The organism is Kluyvera cryocrescens NBRC 102467, from assembly GCF_001571285.1.
Classification (GTDB): domain Bacteria; phylum Pseudomonadota; class Gammaproteobacteria; order Enterobacterales; family Enterobacteriaceae; genus Kluyvera; species Kluyvera cryocrescens.
The window spans coordinates 60176-74698 of record NZ_BCTM01000017.1 but is presented as its reverse complement, the minus strand read 5'-3'; the positions used below and the strand labels follow the sequence as shown (position 1 = coordinate 74698).

At 53.4% G+C, this 14523-nt stretch carries 15 protein-coding genes and 1 other RNA gene; 5 read left to right on the top strand and 11 right to left on the bottom strand.

Annotated features, from left to right (window positions below):
• Positions 1-2: 2 nt before the first annotated feature.
• The 3 genes from ubiH to KCR01S_RS13675 all read right to left on the bottom strand — a co-directional run bounded on the left by ubiH (position 3) and on the right by KCR01S_RS13675 (position 3138).
• Positions 3-1181 (bottom strand): 2-octaprenyl-6-methoxyphenyl hydroxylase, encoded by a 1179-nt coding sequence (ubiH, locus tag KCR01S_RS13685; RefSeq protein ID WP_061283270.1) that lies wholly within the window; start codon positions 1179-1181, stop codon positions 3-5.
• The gene (gene pepP / locus KCR01S_RS13680; RefSeq protein ID WP_061283269.1) at positions 1178-2494 is read right to left on the bottom strand and encodes a Xaa-Pro aminopeptidase; all 1317 of its coding nucleotides are present in this window, start codon (positions 2492-2494) and stop codon (positions 1178-1180) included. The genes ubiH and pepP overlap by 4 nt, the downstream gene beginning before the upstream one ends.
• Before the next feature lie 65 nt (positions 2495-2559).
• Entirely contained in the window at positions 2560-3138 is a 579-nt protein-coding gene (locus tag KCR01S_RS13675) for a YecA/YgfB family protein (RefSeq protein ID WP_146751548.1), read from the bottom strand.
• Between the two features lie 158 nt (positions 3139-3296).
• Here KCR01S_RS13675 and zapA point away from each other — a divergent pair, with 158 nt between their 5' ends.
• From zapA to KCR01S_RS13660, 3 genes are all read left to right on the top strand, one after another.
• A complete protein-coding gene (gene zapA / locus KCR01S_RS13670; RefSeq protein WP_052281984.1) occupies positions 3297-3626 on the top strand; it encodes a cell division protein ZapA in 330 nt (109 codons plus the stop codon).
• A gap of 41 nt (positions 3627-3667) precedes the next feature.
• Positions 3668-3851: non-coding RNA, 6S RNA (ssrS, locus tag KCR01S_RS13665), on the top strand.
• Between the two features lie 20 nt (positions 3852-3871).
• Positions 3872-4468 carry a 5-formyltetrahydrofolate cyclo-ligase gene (locus KCR01S_RS13660; protein ID WP_061283267.1) on the top strand — a complete coding sequence of 199 codons (597 nt, stop codon included), beginning with the start codon at positions 3872-3874 and terminating at the stop codon, positions 4466-4468.
• A gap of 379 nt (positions 4469-4847) precedes the next feature.
• On the opposite strand, the gene serA is transcribed toward KCR01S_RS13660, so the two are convergent.
• Together serA and rpiA are read right to left on the bottom strand one after the other, a co-directional pair.
• Positions 4848-6080, bottom strand: coding sequence for a phosphoglycerate dehydrogenase (gene serA / locus KCR01S_RS13655; RefSeq protein ID WP_061283266.1), 1233 nt, complete (start codon positions 6078-6080; stop codon positions 4848-4850).
• A 265-nt stretch (positions 6081-6345) separates the two neighbouring features.
• Positions 6346-7005: a ribose-5-phosphate isomerase RpiA gene (gene rpiA, locus KCR01S_RS13650; RefSeq protein WP_061283315.1), complete on the bottom strand. Its 660-nt coding sequence runs from the start codon at positions 7003-7005 to the stop codon at positions 6346-6348.
• Between the two features lie 213 nt (positions 7006-7218).
• On the opposite strand from rpiA, the gene argP reads away from it, so the two are divergent.
• Positions 7219-8112, top strand: coding sequence for a DNA-binding transcriptional regulator ArgP (gene argP, locus KCR01S_RS13645; RefSeq protein ID WP_052281981.1), 894 nt, complete (start codon positions 7219-7221; stop codon positions 8110-8112).
• Positions 8113-8162: 50 nt separating this feature from the next.
• Here argP and KCR01S_RS13640 read toward each other — a convergent pair whose 3' ends face one another.
• Together KCR01S_RS13640 and argO are read right to left on the bottom strand one after the other, a co-directional pair.
• Positions 8163-8921 (bottom strand): oxidative stress defense protein, encoded by a 759-nt coding sequence (locus KCR01S_RS13640; RefSeq protein ID WP_061283265.1) that lies wholly within the window; start codon positions 8919-8921, stop codon positions 8163-8165.
• 85 nt (positions 8922-9006) lie between these two features.
• On the bottom strand, positions 9007-9642 hold the full coding sequence (argO, locus tag KCR01S_RS13635; protein WP_061283264.1) for an arginine exporter ArgO: 636 nt from the start codon (positions 9640-9642) through the stop codon (positions 9007-9009).
• Positions 9643-10120: 478 nt separating this feature from the next.
• Here argO and KCR01S_RS13630 point away from each other — a divergent pair, with 478 nt between their 5' ends.
• A complete protein-coding gene (locus KCR01S_RS13630) occupies positions 10121-10375 on the top strand; it encodes a hypothetical protein (RefSeq protein WP_061283263.1) in 255 nt (84 codons plus the stop codon).
• A 119-nt stretch (positions 10376-10494) separates the two neighbouring features.
• Here KCR01S_RS13630 and KCR01S_RS13625 read toward each other — a convergent pair whose 3' ends face one another.
• The 4 genes from KCR01S_RS13625 to pgk all read right to left on the bottom strand — a co-directional run bounded on the left by KCR01S_RS13625 (position 10495) and on the right by pgk (position 14522).
• Positions 10495-10830: a hypothetical protein gene (locus tag KCR01S_RS13625; RefSeq protein ID WP_061283262.1), complete on the bottom strand. Its 336-nt coding sequence runs from the start codon at positions 10828-10830 to the stop codon at positions 10495-10497.
• Between the two features lie 320 nt (positions 10831-11150).
• Positions 11151-12014, bottom strand: coding sequence for a small-conductance mechanosensitive channel MscS (gene mscS / locus KCR01S_RS13620; protein WP_061283261.1), 864 nt, complete (start codon positions 12012-12014; stop codon positions 11151-11153).
• Positions 12015-12191: 177 nt separating this feature from the next.
• Positions 12192-13271, bottom strand: a complete 1080-nt coding sequence (fbaA, locus tag KCR01S_RS13615) for a class II fructose-bisphosphate aldolase (RefSeq protein WP_052281975.1) — start codon at positions 13269-13271, stop codon at positions 12192-12194.
• Positions 13272-13358: 87 nt separating this feature from the next.
• Complete coding sequence (gene pgk, locus KCR01S_RS13610) at positions 13359-14522, bottom strand: phosphoglycerate kinase (RefSeq protein ID WP_061283260.1); 1164 nt, start codon at positions 14520-14522, stop codon at positions 13359-13361.
• Between the last annotated feature and the right edge of the window lies 1 nt (position 14523).

Genomic DNA, 14523 nt, shown 5'->3' with positions numbered 1-14523 from the left:
TCTTAGCGGGCGACCCAGCCCAGCGTCCGCTGCGCGAGCCAATCGCGTGCAGGGGTAAACAATTCCATCGCCATCAGCCCTGCGTTACGCCCGACAACCAGCGGTACCCAGCGATTAGCAAACAGATGTACCAGGCTATCAGTGACGCCGATGGTGGCGGATTTATCCTCCGCGCGCTGGCGTTGATACTGACAAAGTAGCGCGTAGTCGCCGATATCCTGGTGGGCGTGATGCGCCTGCGTCAACGTTTCCGCCAGCGTCATCACATCGCGCATACCGAGATTGAATCCTTGACCTGCAATCGGATGCAACGTCTGCGCCGCGTTGCCGACCAGCGCCAGGCGATGCGATACGGTTCGCGTAGCCGTGGTCAACGAAAGCGGATAAGCGCTGCGCGCACCGGCCTGCGTAATACGGCCTAATCGCCAACCGAACGCTTGCTGCAGCTCACGACAAAAACGCGCATCAGACCAGCTTAATACTTCGTCATGACGCGCCAGCGGATGACACCACACCAGCGAGCAGCGGTTTTGCGACATTGGTAGCATCGCCAACGGCCCATGTTCGGTGAAGCGTTCGAAGGCGCGCCCCTGGTGAGCAACCGCAGTGGTCACGTTCGCGATGACCGCGACCTGGTTGTAAGGCTCCTGCTGCCAATGAATGCCGCACTGTTCGCCAAGCGTCGAGCGCGAACCATCAGCGGCCACGAGCAGTTTGCCATTCAGCGTTTCGCCGTTATCCAGCGTGACGCTGACGCCGTCGGTTTGCCGTACCACCTGCGTCACCCTTGATGGGCAGTGCAGCGTTACGCCGCGTGCTTTGTGCAGCAAACCAAATAAGCGTTGCCCCACATCGTGCAGCTCAACGACATTTCCTAACGCGGCCAGACGGTAGTCGGCTGCATCAAGAGTAACAAAACCAGCATGCCCACGATCGCTCACGTGGACGGTCGTGATAGGCGTCGCGCAGTCAGCGATAGCCTGCCAAAGATCGACTTTCGCCAACTGCTGGCAGGTACCGGCAGCCAAGGCAATCGCCCGGGCATCAAACCCCGGATGCTGGGCGGCGTTAATATCCGCAGCCTCAACCAAATGAACCGGTAAGCGGCCAGCCGTGAGGTGCGACACGGCTAATGCCAGCGTCGCGCCGGTCATCCCACCGCCGACAATAATCAGGCTCATAGCTGGCGCGCCGCCGCCATTAGCGCTTCAATCTCGTCGGCCGTTTTCACCACCGTCGCGGTGAGGTTTTCATTACCGTCTTCGGTGATAAGGATGTCATCCTCAATGCGAATACCGATACCACGATACTCCGCCGGCACGTCAGCATCCGGGGCAATGTATAAGCCGGGCTCAACGGTCAGCACCATACCAGGCTCCAGCACGCGAGAACGATCGGCGCCGTACGCGCCGACATCGTGAACATCCAGCCCCAGCCAATGGCTCAGGCCGTGCATAAAGAACGGGCGATGGGCATTATCGGCAATCAACTGTTCGACTTCCCCCTTGAGGATCCCCAGCCCCTGCAGGCCAGTCACCATGATACGCACGACTTCGGTAGTGACTTCCTGAATAGAGGTGCCGGGACGATACAGCTCAAGCGCTTTATGCAACGAGGCAAGCACGATGTCATAAATCGCGCGCTGAGCCGGGCTGAATTTACCATTGACCGGGAAAGTGCGGGTGATATCCCCGGCGTAACCCAGGTATTCACAGCCAGCATCAATCAGCACCAGCTCGCCATCGCGCAGCTCGGATTCATTTTCGGTGTAGTGCAGGATACAGCCATTTTCACCACCGCCGACGATGGTGTTGTAGGACGGATAACGGGCTCCGTGGCGGGAGAACTCATGCAGAATTTCTCCTTCCAACTGATATTCAAACATCCCAGGACGGCATTTTTCCATTGCGCGGGTATGCGCCAGCGCGCTGATTTCACCTGCGCGACGCAGGATTTCGATCTCTTCGCTGTCTTTGAACAGGCGCATTTCATGCACCATAGGACGCCAGTCGATCATCGAATCCGGCGCGGTCAGATTCTGACGCGATCCTTTACGCAGCTTATCCAATGCGGTGAAGACGATTTCATCCGCCCAGCTATACTCGCCCTGCGCGTGATAAATCACATCCAGACCGTTCAGCAATTGATACAGCTGCTGATTGATCTCGCTGAATGCCAGCGCGCGATCGACACCCAGTTTTTCCGGTGCCGCATCTTGTCCTAGACGACGACCAAACCAGATTTCAGCCGTCAGATCGCGGACGCGGTTAAACAGAACGCTATGGTTGTGAGTGTCATCGCTTTTAATCAGCACCAGCAAGGCTTCCGGCTCGTTAAAGCCCGTGAAGTACCAGAAATCGCTGTTCTGGCGATAGGGATACTCGGAGTCCGCACTACGAGTCACCTCTGGCGCGGCAAAAATCAACGCCGCGCTACCTGGCTTCATCTGCGCCAGCAGCTGCTGGCGACGGCGGAGAAACGCTTGCTGTGTCATGACATCTCCTTTCAATCCCTAAGCGCCCCGTCGGCGTCTTTGCGCGGTAAACGGAGCTGGTACGGTTAGTGTAATGTTGGTTTTTGAACTTCAGGCGCTGTCGGCTGCGGGCGGGTGAACGTATCGTGGCACAGCAGCGCGGCTACGCGAACGTATTCGATAATTTCTTCCAGCGACATCTCCAGCTCTTCCTGGTCTTCATCTTCTTCATAACCAAGTTGCGCAATATTACGAAGATCGTCAATGGCTTCGCCGGTTTCGTCTTTCACTTTATCCAGCTTTGGCTGCACCATACCCAGCCCCAGCAGGAAATGATTCACCCAGCCAGAGAGCGCATCGGCGCGTTCAAACACGCTAACGTCCTCGCCATCGGGCAGATAAAGCTGAAAAAGAAAGCCGTCATCTTCCAGCGCATCGCTGGTTGCCGCATGCATTGCACGCAATGACTGGGCCAGTTCGTGACCGAAGGCCAGACCTTCGTTGGTCAGGTCGTGAACCAGCGGCTGCCAGGAGCTGTCCTTGTTGCCGCCGCACAGCAGGCCGCTTAACAGGCCGTGCATTTCAGCAGGCGTCAGACCCACCCCTTGTTGGTTTAGTTGCTGGTTCACCACGGTGTAACCCGGCATTTCGTTCTGTATAGACATGCGCATTCGTCATTGTTGGGAGAATTTCATGATATGCTACCACTTTGGACCCTGGAGATACCAGAAAAGGGCTTGTATGTTCATACCAGGGTAGCTATAGTGTCGCCCCTTCACATCCTGAGAGTGAAGGTCGCGCAGTCAATCAGCAGGAAGGTGGCATGTCTGCAGAACCCGTCGATATCCATATTTTTGGCCGTTCACTGCGAGTGAATTGCCCGCCTGAACAAAGGGATGCTTTGAATCAGGCTGCGGACGATCTGAATCAGCGGTTGCAAGATCTGAAAGAACGCACTAGAGTCACAAATACTGAGCAGCTGGTTTTCATCGCCGCGTTGAACATCAGCTACGAGTTAACTCAGGAAAAGGCGAAGACGCGCGACTATGCTTCCAGCATGGAACAGCGCATTCGGATGCTGCAACAGACCATTGAACAAGCGTTGCTTGACCAGGGTCGCACATCTGATAAGTCAGGGCCAAAGTTTGAATAACACTTTGCAGTTTACTATGGTAGAGTGACTGTGAAGACAAAATTTCTCTGAGATGTTCGCAAGCGGGCCAGTCCCCTGAGCCGATATTTCATACCACAAGAATGTGGCGCTCCATGGTTGGTGAGCATGCTCGGTCCGTCCGAGAAGCCTTAAAACTGTGACGACGCATTCACCTTGAACCAAGGGTTCAAGGGTTACAGCCTGCGGCGGCATCTCGGAGATTCCCCTTCTACCTACCGGTCGTTATGACACAGCTTCCAGTGCATATTCTCTCCCGACAAGACATTCGCCAGTTTATCCGGCAGCGTCGTCGTGCGCTCACCTCAGCACAACAAATTGAGTTTGGCCAACAGGCCGCTGCCCGTATGCTGGCCTGGCCTCCGGTCGTTATGGCGCAAACCGTCGCCGTGTTTTTGTCCTTTGACGGTGAGCTCGATACCCAACCATTGATTGAACAGCTCTGGCAGGCTGGCAAGCGCGTGTATTTACCGGTACTGCACCCGTTTAGTGCGGGTAATTTGCTCTTCCTTCACTATCATCCGCAAAGTCAGCTAGTGACAAATCGCCTGAAAATCAGCGAGCCAAAACTCGACGTACGGGATGTACTGCCGCTAGATCAGCTTGACGTATTGATTACCCCGCTGGTTGCCTTTGATGAACACGGGCAGCGTTTAGGCATGGGCGGCGGTTTTTACGATCGCACCTTGCAAAACTGGCAGGCGCACGGCATTCAGCCCGTTGGCTACGCGCATGACTGCCAGCAGGTAGAAGCTCTGCCGGTAGAAGAGTGGGATATCCCCCTTCCCGCCGTCGTCACCCCCGCCAAAGTGTGGCAGTGGTAGCCATTTTCCATCGATCGACAGCGCTGTATTTTTGACCTAAATTCCCCGGTAAAGGGTGAGGGAGGCTAACCTCCCTCCTGCGTAAATACTGTTAATATGCTGGGCAAGCGATGATTAACAGAATCAGCAGCATGATGACGAGTCTCATCATTATCCCTTCCTTTTAAGAGCCCCTGCTTCGGTAGGGGCTCTTCCGTATCAGCCCCATGCAGAGCCTCTATCGTCAGTGGCTTTCTCACGTGAACAAGGCCCAGCGAAGCCTTTCATCACCGTTTGCGGCGAGGCTCGTAACTGAGATGTATCGGTTGCAGAAAGGGAGATGACGCAGGGAGGGCAGACGGAATACGGGCAGGCCATTAGCCTGCCCGTGAAGGAAAGATTAGTACAGCAGGCGAGCGCGCAGAGTGCCAGGAATCGCCTTCATGCTCAGTAGGGCTTTCTCGGCCACATCTTCTTCCGCTTCAATATCGATAACCACATAACCCATATCTGAGTTCGTTTGCAGATACTGTGCGGCAATGTTGACGCCCTGCTCAGCAAAGATCTGGTTCAGCGCAGTCAGTACGCCCGGACGGTTTTCATGGATGTGCAGCAGACGGCGTCCGCCGTGCAGCGGCAGCGATACTTCAGGGAAATTCACCGCAGACAGCGTCGAGCCATTGTCGGAGTACTTGGCCAGTTTGCCCGCCACTTCCAGACCGATATTTTCTTGCGCTTCCTGAGTAGATCCCCCAATGTGCGGAGTCAGGATCACGTTGTCGAATTCACACAGCGGCGACGTGAACGGTTCGCTATTAGTTGCAGGCTCCGTTGGGAAAACGTCAACGGCGGCACCGGCCAGGTGTTTGCTCGCCAGCACCGCACACAGCGCCGGGATATCAACAACCGTGCCGCGAGAGGCGTTAATCAACAGCGCGCCAGGCTTCATCAGCGCCAGCTCTTCCGCACCCATCATGTTCTTGGTAGACGCATTTTCCGGCACGTGTAGGCTCACCACATCGCTCATGTTCAGCAAATCGGAAAGATGCTGCACCTGCGTGGCATTGCCCAGCGGCAGTTTGCTTTCGATGTCGTAGAAGAAGACGTGCATCCCCAGCGATTCAGCCAGAATCCCAAGCTGCGTACCGATGTGGCCATAACCAATGATGCCCAATTTTTTACCGCGCGCTTCATAGGAGCCCGCAGCCAGCTTATTCCACACGCCGCGGTGCGCCTTGGCGTTAGCTTCTGGAATGCCACGAAGCAGCAGCAGCAGTTCGCCAATCACCAACTCCGCCACGGAACGTGTGTTGGAGAAGGGGGCGTTAAACACGGGCACGCCGCGTTTTGCCGCTGCTTTCAGATCAACCTGGTTAGTACCAATACAGAAACAGCCAATAGCGACCAGTTTTTCTGCGGCGGCGAGAACCTCTGCCGTCAGATGCGTGCGGGATCGCAGGCCGATGAAATGAGCATCACGGATCGACTCCTTCAGCTGTTCGGTATCCAGCGCACCCTTGTGAAATTCGATATTGGTGTAACCTGCAGCGCGAAGGCTATCCAGCGCCTTCTGGTGCACGCCTTCAACCAGCAGAAACTTAATTTTGTCTTTTTCCAGTGATACCTTAGCCATTTCCCCGTCCTGTCTTTGTTTTACTGATGTTGTGCTGAACGAAAGTTCATCTAAGCAACATATCAAAAATAAATATTGCGGCAATATGAACGTTTGCGTCGGGGTCATGAAGAAGCGTCATGCAGAGCAAAATGCCAGCATAAAATGCTAAAGCAGAAACTAAACGTGGGATGTTAATAAGGAAGGGGTTGTAAATGTGACACAAGTCACCAAATTTGGCCTAAATAAAAAAAACAGGGGAAATTGTCATTCCCCCCGGATCAGATCATTTCACGATAGTTTTTACGCCATCGGCGGTACCGATCAGCGCTACGTCAGCGCCGCGGTTAGCGAACAGGCCAACGGTGACGACGCCAGGAAGCGCATTGATGGCGTTTTCCAGAGCAATAGCATCCAGAATTTCCAGGCCGTGAACATCAAGGATCACGTTACCATTGTCGGTAACCACACCCTGACGATATTCCGGACGACCGCCCAGTTTGACCAGCTCACGGGCCACTGCGCTACGCGCCATTGGAATAACTTCCACCGGCAGTGGGAAGTTGCCCAGGATATCGACCTGCTTCGAGGCATCGGCGATACAGATAAATTTATCCGCCACGGACGCAATAATTTTTTCGCGCGTCAGCGCCGCACCGCCGCCTTTGATCATCTGCATGTGGCCGTTGATCTCATCCGCACCATCGACATAGATACCTAAGCGGTCAACTTCATTCAGATCGAACACGGTGATGCCGAGGCTTTTCAATTTCTCGGTAGAGGCATCAGAGCTGGAGACAGCGCCTTCGATCTGTCCTTTCATGGTGCCCAGCGCATCGATAAAGTGCGCCGCGGTAGATCCCGTACCCACACCCACAATCGTACCCGGCTGTACGTATTGAAGGGCTGCCCAGCCAACTGCTTTTTTCAGTTCATCCTGCGTCATGATCGTTTCGCCTGTGGTGTCATTCATCTGCGCGCATTATAGAACAGAACTCTGCAACAATTCGAGTCACGGGCCGGTCTCAGGAGGGGCATCGCGGATGACAACGTCAACACGTGAGCAATGTCACGGTAATCTGCAAACCATTTTCGTCTGTATCTACGGTAAATTTATGTCATAGTGCAGATAACACCTATACGGGAGTACCTCAGAGCAATGAAACGTCCGGACTACAGAACACTACAGGCGCTGGATGCCGTTATCAGGGAACGTGGGTTTGAACGCGCCGCGCAGAAACTGTGCATTACTCAGTCCGCCGTTTCGCAGCGCATTAAGCAGCTGGAGAATATGTTCGGCCAGCCGCTGCTGGTACGTACTGTTCCGCCCCGCCCAACCGAACAGGGGCAAAAGCTGCTGGCGTTACTGCGTCAGGTTGAGCTGCTGGAAGAAGAGTGGCTGGGTGATGAGCAAACCGGTTCAACGCCGCTGCTGCTATCGCTGGCGGTCAACGCCGACAGTCTGGCTACCTGGCTGCTGCCGGCTTTATCGGAAGTTCTGAACAACTCCCCAATCCGCCTCAACCTTCAGGTGGAAGATGAAACACGCACCCAGGAACGTCTGCGTCGCGGTGAAGTGGTTGGCGCGGTGAGTATCCAACCGCAGGCATTGCCAAGCTGTCTGGTCGATCAGCTCGGGGCGCTTGATTACCTTTTCGTCGGCTCCAAAGCCTTCGCCGAACGCTATTTCCCTAATGGCGTAACGCGCTCTGCGCTACTGAAGGCCCCTGCCGTCGCCTTTGACCATCTCGACGATATGCACCAGGCATTCTTGCAACAGAATTTCGACCTGCCGCCGGGCAGCGTTCCCTGCCATATTGTTAACTCGTCGGAAGCCTTCGTTCAATTGGCGCGACAGGGCACGACCTGTTGCATGATCCCACATTTGCAAATCGAGAAAGAGCTGGCCAGCGGCGAGCTCATCGATCTCACCCCAGGGCTGTTCCAACGCCGTATGCTGTACTGGCACCGCTTTGCGCCAGAAAGCCGCATGATGCGCAAAGTGACCGATGCCCTACTCGCCTACGGACATAAAGTCCTGCGTCAGGATTAAGGCCAAAAAAAAGCCCTCGCATCGCGAGGGCTTTTTTATTCTAGCGTTGATTACTTCGCTGCTGCGGGAGCAGGTGCTGCTGCCGGAGCGGGAGCTGCGGCCTGTTCAGGCTGCAGTTGGAACACAACATCAACCTGATCGGCAAACTGAATGGTGGCCTGCTCATAGCTTTCCTGTGCGGAAACTGGCGCTGCGTCAGCCTTCATCATGCGCACCATCGGGCTCGGCTGGTAATTAGAAACGTGGTAACGCACGCTGTATACCGGCCCCAGCTTGCTGTGGAACCCAGATGCCAGCGACTGCGCCTGATGAATGGCATCGTCAATGGCGGCTTTGCGTGCCTTATCTTTGTATGCGTCCGGCTGCGCGACGCCCAGCGAGACCGAACGGATCTCATTCAATCCGGCTTTCAATGCGCCGTCGAGCAGAGAATTAAGTTTATCCAACTGGCGCAACGTCACCTCAACGGTACGCACCGCACGATACCCCTTCAGCACGCTTTTCCCATTCTGGTAGTCATAATCCGGCTGAGTGCGCAGATTGGCTGAACTGATATCTTTCTTGTTTACACCGTTTTGCTCAAGGAAGGAGAGATATTGCGCAACACGCTGGTCAGCCTGTTTTTTAGCGCTGGCAGCGTCCTTAGCCGCAATATTCACTTCGATAGAAAGCGTCGCGATATCCGGTACCGCATCCACGCTCGCCGTCCCTGACGTGACAATATGTGGACCATCCGGCAACTCATTTGCCTGCACTGACATTGCGCTAAACCCGATTACTGCAGCCAGAGCCATCACTTTAAACTTCACTGTTGTATCTCCATGGTTATCACCCGACAACGGGGTCTTGCCTGCAAGCTTAGCCGTTGTCCGATGAAAGTCCATCAGATGACGCTTAGTTAAGAAGTGCCTGCAGGTGCCCAACGCCCTCTTTTGCCAACTGAAATGCGATAAGCCACATGACGATGCCGACGGCCAGGTTAATAATGCGCTGTGCTTTCGCCGTCCGCAGACGCGGCGCCAGCCAGGCCGCTAACAGTGCCAATGCAAAGAACCACAGGAACGAAGCGCTGATGGTGCCCAGCGCAAACCAGCGTTTTGGCTCAACGTCCAGTTGCCCTCCCAGGCTCCCCAGCACGACAAAGGTGTCGATATACACGTGTGGGTTTAGCCAGGTCACCGCCAGCATGGTGGCGATAATCTTCCAGCGCCCCTGCTTCATCACTTCGGCGTTGGCCAGCTCAATATTGCTGCCCATGGCCGTTTTCAGTGCCCCAAAACCGTACCACAGTAAGAAGGCGACGCCTCCCCATGTCACCAACGCCAGTAGCCACGGAGATGACATCAGCAGCGCGCTGCCGCCAAAAATACCGGCGCAAATCAGCAGCAAATCACTCACCGCGCACAGCAGCGCAATCATTAAATGATACTGGCGGCGAATCCCCTGATTCATTACAAAGGCATTTTGCGGCCCGAGCGGCAGAATCATGGCTGCACCAAGCATAAGACCTTGAAAATAATAAGTTATCACGAATTAACATCTCATCAGAAAGGAGCGATGGCGAGACTATAACTCGGGCCAATCATTAGATGAAATTGATATTTCTAATCACTTATTAACAAGTCTAATAACGAACAACAAACAAGCAATGCATATTCATTCATTAATGCTGCATTTTACTCGCTTCACCCGCCCTCTCATTTCAGAGATTCAAGGACAGATTATGAAACTTAAGGCCATTTTTGCATTGATATTGCTCGGCCTGATGTCCTCGGCATAGTCTGCAATTGTAATACCACCTGGCGCACCGCCAGCTTCTGGCATCAGCCCTTTCTGGAAAATGCAGGGGCCGGCGTCGTAGAAATGCCATGGAATACGCAGATTACTGAGGCATTACGTGACGGAAAGCTGAACGGACTGCTGGTTAATCTGGACAGCGGCGACGAAATTCAGGCCTGGCAGGCAGCCAAAGAGGTCCGCGTATCCCAACGGTCACGTCTATCTGCTGGTGATCAATAAACAGCGCAGGGAAAGCCTGGCGAAGGAAGACCAGCAGGCCATTCACCGCGCCGCTAAACGCACGAAGAAAATGCTGGGCATCACCCTGAATAGCAGCCAGAAAGAGATGATGAGCCAGATGAATCAGCATGGTGCACATGCTCGAATTCTGACGCCGAGCGAGCTGGAAAGCGGGCACAACATCAGCCAATACCAGACCGTTCAGGCGGCCTGGGTAGCGAGTCAGAAAGTAAGAGGGTCATAAAAGACAGCGGATATTCTTAACGCGGTGCCCGATCAGCTAAAGTCCGTAGAGTAATTACAGAGAGTTCTCCGCCGAAGAAACTCTCTGAACCATTCTCTAATATTTCAGCAGGTCAATCTTCAGGAGATACCCGCTTCCGTCCAGTCGAGGTCGAGTGAGAATCCATCATCCGACTTTTCCAAAGAGACTTGATAGCCGGAGTCGCGAAACAGTTTCATGATTTTCTCCAGCTCCTCTTCAGCGCCTTCGTTACCCAGAATCGGGAATTTCTCCCGGCTGAAAAAAGCAGAGACAACCCCCCTCTTATGCTTTTTAGGATCCCTTAACAAACGTACCAGGTCTCCAGAGATCAGCGCTTTCTCATTAGCGATACGCTGAGACAGATCGGAACGATGTTTTTTGTAAGTCTGGTTGAGTAAGTAAGCTTTCGGAATAAACATTTCAGTGACTGTCATTCATTATTTTATGTTTTCACGAATTCAGCGCCTGTGGCCAGGCCTTGGGAATTAAAACAAGCTCAAACGGCAAGCGCTGATTCATTCGCGGTAATGTTGTGCAACTTCCGCAAAGAGTGTACTGGCTTTAAAACCTGACGACTATTGCAGCAGCACGCATTATCAATACAGAAGTAAACTTTCTTCTGCCAATATCACCGCTGAAAATTCATTCAATAAAACTTATCGTCATCGTGAATATCACTTAAAAAAAATGGCCTCCCGAAAGAAGCCATTGATCGTTGTTCGCCTCTTACTGACCCGGCGATCGCGCGGCTATATTACGCCGATTCATTCTGCGCGTTTACCGGCTTCATATTCACATCGAGCTGCGGGTAAGGAAAACTGATTCCGTTTGCATCAAACTCGCGCTTAATCTGTTCCAGCACATCCCAGTAGACGTTTTGCAGATCACCGCTCAGGCTCCAGGCACGAACCACAAAATTCACGGACGACGGTGCCAGTTCATTTAAACGCACGGTAATATCACGGTCTTTCAGAATGCGGTTATCCGCCTCCAGGATCCGCGTCAGGATCTGCTTAACCTGATCAATATCCGCATCGTAGGAAACGCCGATAATAAATTCATTGCGACGCGCTGGCTCACGAGAGAAGTTGATAATGTTCCCAGCGATAATTTTACCGTTCGGGATAACCACAATTTTGCCATCAACGGTACGCATGGTCGTGGAGAAAATCTGCACGCTCAGCACCGTCCCTGCGACGCCACCCAGGTCCACATACTCACCGGCACGGAATGGACGGAACATAACCAGCAGCACGCCCGCAGCCAGGTTGGAAAGCGACCCTTGTAGCGCCAAACCAACGGCCAAACCGGCGGCACCCAGTACGGCGATAACCGACGCCGTCTGCACGCCCACGCGACCCAGCGCGGCAATCAGCGTAAAGGCGATAACCGCATAGCGCACCAGCGCGGAAAGGAAATCCGCCACGGTCGCATCAATTTTACGCGCCAGCATCAGACGGTTGACGGTATTCGACACAATGCGCGCCGCAATCATCCCGACGATAATGATGGCAATTGCCGCAACGATATTGACGGCATAACTCAGCAGTAATTCCTGATTACGCACCAGCCAGGAGCCAGCGCCATTTATGCTATCGACAACGTTTAAATCTTCCATTCAATATTCCTTATGGGAAACAAAAAGCGGCCTGTAAAAGTACAGGCAGGTATAAAGAGTAAACAAAAAATTAGCATTTTGCCAAATTGATCACATTTCCATGCCTGACCATAACATTGAAAAGACAATAAAAAAGCCCGCCAGAAGGCGGGCTTTTGCCGAAAAGTCGGTCTTTTCTTACAGAACGTCTTTCGCGTTCAGCTCAGAGAAAGCCTGTTCCAGACGGGCGATCATAGAGGTCTGAGCGGCACGCAGCCATACGCGTGGATCGTAGTATTTCTTGTTCGGCTGGTCTTCGCCTTTCGGGTTGCCCAGCTGACCCTGCAGGTAAGCTTCGTTTTCTTTGTAGTAGTTCAGGATACCTTCCCAAGTTGCCCACTGGGTATCGGTATCGATGTTCATTTTCACTACGCCGTAGCTTACGGAGTCTTTGATTTCCTGAGCAGAAGAACCGGAACCGCCGTGGAAGACGAAGTTCAGGCTGTTGTGCGGCAGGTTATGTTTCTTAGAAACATAGTCCTGAGAATCACGCAGAATAGTTGGGGTCAGAACCACGTTACCTGGTTTGTACACGCCGTGTACGTTACCGAAGGAAGCCGCGATGGTGAAACGTGGGCTGATTTTGCTCAGCTCGGTGTAAGCGTAATCAACGTCTTCTGGCTGAGTGTACAGTGCAGAAGCGTCCATGTGGCTGTTGTCCACGCCGTCTTCTTCACCGCCGGTGCAACCCAGTTCGATTTCCAGAGTCATGCCCATTTTGGACATGCGGGACAGGTACTTGGAGCAGATTTCGATGTTTTCGTGCAGGGACTCTTCGGACAGGTCAATCATGTGGGAAGAGAACAGCGGTTTACCGGTAGCGGCAAAGTGTTTTTCACCTGCGTCCAGCAGACCGTCGATCCACGGCAGCAGTTTCTTCGCACAGTGGTCGGTATGCAGGATAACTGGAACACCGTAGTGCTCAGCCATCTGGTGAACGTGGTGCGCACCAGAGATAGCGCCCAGGATTGCTGCACCCTGAGGAACGTCAGTTTTCACGCCTTTGCCTGCGATGAACGCAGCGCCGCCGTTGGAGAACTGTACGATAACCGGTGCTTTAACTTTTGCTGCGGTTTCCAGTACGGCGTTGATGGAATCAGTACCGACGCAGTTAACGGCTGGCAGAGCAAAGTTGTTTTCTTTTGCTACCTGGAAAACTTTCTGTACGTCATCACCAGTGATTACGCCTGGTTTTACGAAATCAAAAATTTTAGACATGTTACGAGTCCTGTATCTTCGGCCTTGGAAAGGGGCGCGCCCTAAAGCGCGTGAATAACTGGGCAGGTTGCCCTGCCCTTAAATGGCTTACTTCTTAGCGCGCTCTTCGAGCATTGCTACTGCTGGCAGTACTTTGCCTTCCACGAATTCGAGGAATGCGCCGCCGCCAGTAGAGATGTAGGAGATTTTGTCAGAAATACCGAACAGGTCGATAGCAGCCAGAGTATCGCCGCCGCCTGCGATGGAGAACGCTTCGCTGTCTGCGATAGCGTTAGCCACGATTTCAGTCCCTTTACGGAAGTTAGGGAATTCGAACACGCCAACCGGACCATTCCACAGAATGGTTTTCGCGTTTTTCAGGATGTCAGCCAGTTTCTGTGCAGAAACGTCGCCCAGGTCCAGAATCTGCTCTTCATCTTTGATGTCGTTAACAGATTTCAGGGTTGCGGTCGCAGTTTCAGAGAACTCAGTGGCAACGCGAACGTCAGTTGGGACTGGGATATCACAGGTGGTCAGCAGGCGTTTGGCTTCGTCAACCAGGTCCGCTTCGTACAGGGATTTACCGACGTTGTGGCCTTGTGCAGCAACGAAGGTGTTTGCAATACCACCACCAACGATCAGCTGGTCAGCGATTTTAGACAGGGAGTCCAGAACGGTCAGTTTGGTAGAAACTTTAGAACCACCAACGATAGCAACCATTGGGCGTGCTGGTTCTTTCAGTGCTTTACCCAGTGCGTCCAGCTCAGCGGCCAGCAGTGGACCTGCACAAGCGACGTCAGCAAATTTGCCGATACCGTGAGTAGAAGCCTGTGCACGGTGTGCGGTACCGAATGCATCCATCACGAATACGTCGCACAGTGCGGCATATTTTTTAGACAGCGCTTCGTCGTCTTTCTTCTCGCCTTTGTTGAAGCGAACGTTTTCCAGAACCACCAGCTCACCGGCAGCAACTTCAACGCCGTCCAGGTAATCTTTTACCAGACGTACTGGAGCAGACAGTTTGTCTTTCAGATAATTAACAACCGGCAGCAGAGAGAATTCTTCGTTGTACTCGCCTTCGGTCGGACGACCCAGGTGAGAAGTGACCATTACTTTAGCGCCCTGCTTCAGAGCCAGCTCAATGGTCGGCAGAGATGCACGGATACGCGCGTCGCTGGTTACTTTCCCTTCTTTAACTGGTACGTTCAGGTCCGCACGGATGAAAACGCGTTTACCAGCCAGATCCAGATCGGTCATCTTAATTACAGACATG